The sequence below is a fragment of the Rhodococcus sp. R1101 genome, from assembly GCF_000278445.1.
Lineage (GTDB): Bacteria > Actinomycetota > Actinomycetes > Mycobacteriales > Mycobacteriaceae > Rhodococcus > Rhodococcus gordoniae.
Genome location: NZ_AJVB01000496.1, coordinates 1 through 2,791, shown reverse-complemented (window position 1 = coordinate 2,791; position 2,791 = coordinate 1). Strand labels below are relative to the sequence as shown.

The 2,791-nt window shown below is 70.6% G+C and carries 3 protein-coding genes; 1 reads left to right on the top strand and 2 read right to left on the bottom strand.

Translation table 11 applies throughout. From position 1 onward, the window contains the following. Both R1101_RS0120470 and R1101_RS27775 read right to left on the bottom strand, forming a co-directional pair. On the bottom strand, positions 1-988 hold a 988-nt coding region (locus R1101_RS0120470), incomplete at its 3' end, for a DUF4192 domain-containing protein (RefSeq protein ID WP_026003523.1). 227 nt (positions 989-1,215) lie between these two features. Further along, a complete protein-coding gene (locus R1101_RS27775; RefSeq protein ID WP_016935157.1) occupies positions 1,216-1,902 on the bottom strand; it encodes a DUF5642 family protein in 687 nt (228 codons plus the stop codon). A 200-nt stretch (positions 1,903-2,102) separates the two neighbouring features. Here R1101_RS27775 and R1101_RS0120460 point away from each other — a divergent pair. Then, a partial coding sequence (locus R1101_RS0120460; protein WP_016935156.1) for a proteasome assembly chaperone family protein occupies positions 2,103-2,791 on the top strand: 689 nt, incomplete at its 3' end.

The window sequence follows — 2,791 nt, the reverse complement described above, 5'->3', positions numbered from 1 at the left end:
ATTCGAGGGCAGCGGCGAGCGCGACCCCGGCGAGCGGCCCATCGCCGCGCACGTAGGCGCAGAAGCCGACGAGTGCAGCGGCGTCCGCCCGTTCGGGATCCGGCAGTGCGCGTGCCAGTTCGCTCCACAGCCGCTCCGCCGCGCGTGCGAGCGGACCGGTCGCGAGCCCCATCGCGGCGTCCCGCACCGTGCGATTCGCGAGCAGCACCGCAAGTTCTGCGACATCCGACGCACTCGGATCCGTTCCGGCGGCGTACGCCTCGACGTGCGCGAGCACGGCCTGCAGTTCGACGCGGTCGGCACGTTCGCCGCCACCCTCGCGGGCACAACGCTCGTACTCGAGGTCGCGGGTCTCGACGACCTCGTCGATGCAGCGCGCAACTTCCTGCCGCACCGCCGGCGGATACGGGGTGAGCAGCGCTTCGAGTTCGGTGCGGGAGCCCCGGATCGGGCTGCCCTCGAACACCCGCGCCGCCGCGACCACCGAGGATCCGGGGTCGGCCACACTGCCGATGATGTCCTGGCCGGGTACGAACCAGGTTGTCCCGCCCGATATCTCGGGTAGCGCGTACACACCTGCCAGATCGATTCCGACGGCGTCGAGGTGATCCGCGAAATCGTCGACGAGCCGGCACACCTCGGCGACGGCCGGGTCGTGCCGGTCGGTGAGCTCGTCGTCCACGAGGACTGCGACCACGGATTCCGCACCCTCACGGGCACAGACGGCGCAGAAACGCCGGAACGCCGCGCGCATGAGTTCGGGAACGGGTTCCCCGGCCCCGGGCAGGACGAGGTCGTGTCGCATCACGGCACCGATGGCCGCGACCTTCCCGTTCGGGCGGGTCGGGGCGTCCCCGGTCGGGGTCAGGCACATCACGACGATCGAGCGGGCGGGCGGGAATCCCATCAGAGCGGGCAGGGCCGCGATCACGTCACCGACATCGGTGAGCCGGAGGGGATGCGAGGACGAGGGCGTGGAAGTTGTCATGCTCGGACCGTGGCCTACGGGTCCGAGCGGAAAGCCTGCCACGAGGGCGATCCGCGGCCTTCTGGGGATGAAACGGCCGGTTGTGGACAACTTCCGTGGCCGACGGGAGTCTCCGGCTTCTGCCGGCCGATCCCGTCGCCGTGCGCTGCTAGGGTGCGGGGCCGGCCGCCAGGGCCGGCGGGGGTGCGGGGCCGGCCGTCAGGGCCGGCGGGGTGCGGGGCCGGCCGTCAGGGCCGGGCAGCGAACTCGACGGCGTCCCGGAACACACGGTCGAGACTCGCGGTGTCGGCCCGGGCCGAGTCGAACGACATGTAGGTGACCGTCACGCGCACATCCCCGAGCTGGGCGATGCGCGTGGCCATCGACTGCGTCATGCCGCCCGATCCCCTGCCGGAATCGACCGTGCGGCTCAGGGCCAGGGTCTCGGCGCCGTCGACGGGCGCGGCGGGATCGTCGTCCAGGACGGTTGCGACGGTCGAGGTGACTCCCCGCACGGTCGCGTCCACCCGTGAGCACTCGGTCAGATGGGTCCGGTACTCGGTGAGGGACGGAGCGGACCGGGCGACCTCGACGCTGATCGTCGCGCGACTCGCGTTGTCGGTCCCCACCACCATGGCGGTGGTGCCCGGACCGTAATCCTGGGTGGGTGGCAGACATCCGCCCGGATCGACCTTCGAACCGGGCTGGATCCCGGTCAGGTCCGGTGCCGCCTGTGCCACCGCTTCCGGCGGAAGGACCACCGCGAGGTACGGCGCGGGGAATCGTTCCGGTGGCAGCACCAGCTCGCCCGGGGCACGGGCGGTCCCCGGCGCGGATGCGGGTGCCGTCCCTGTCAGGGCTGCCGGTTCCGGACCGGGATCGCCGGCGACGGTCTCGGAACAGGCCGGTACGAACACCAGGCACGCGGCCAGCATCACGGTCCGGGCGACCGCTGCGCGGCGCCTCGGACGAACTTCGCGTCGGGTCACCCGAACCTCCCTCGGTCGTCGACGTCGGGCAGGGTGTGCGCCCCGGAATCGGTCGTCGTGGCGTCAATTAGACTCGAACACCACCATGCCACGTCGGGTGACCCCGGCGGAGAGCCGAGACGAAGTGTGATCGGAGTGGTTCGCAGATGGACGAGCAGTCCCGCATGTACGAGCTGGAGTTCCCGGCTCCGCAGCTCACGTCATCGGACGGTGAGGGGCCGGTGCTCGTGCACGGCCTCGAAGGGTTCGCCGATGCCGGACACGCGGTGCGTCTGGCGACCACCCACCTGCGCGAGAACCTGGAGACCGAACTCGTCGCGTCGTTCGCCGTCGACGAACTGATCGACTACCGGTCGCGACGCCCGCTCATGACCTTCAAGGCCGATCACTTCTCCGACTACGCGGAACCCGAGCTGAACCTGTACGCGCTCATCGACGAGGCGGGCACCCCGTTCCTGTTGCTGGCGGGTGCCGAACCCGACCTGAGGTGGGAACGCTTCATCACCGCGGTCCGGTTGCTCGCGGAGCAGTTCGGGGTGCGGCGGACCATCGGGCTCAACGCGATCCCGATGGCGATCCCCCATACGCGGCCGCTGGCGGTCACCGCGCATTCGACGAACAAGGATCTCATCGCCGGGCACCACCGCTGGTCGGGCGAACTGCAGGTGCCCGCAGGGGTGTCGTCCCTGCTCGAATACCGGATGGGTCAGCACGGGCACGAGTCCGTGGGGTTCTCGGTACACGTGCCGCATTACCTGGCGCAGACGGACTATCCCGCGGCTGCCGAGACGCTGCTGACGAATGTCGCCGAGGTCGGGGGTCTCGAACTGCCGGT

Excerpts from the sequence above, each read along its gene's own strand:
- R1101_RS27775 (WP_016935157.1), bottom strand. The coding sequence starts at position 1,902 with ATGCTGGCCGCGTGCCTGGTGTTCGTACCGGCCTGTTCCGAGACCGTC.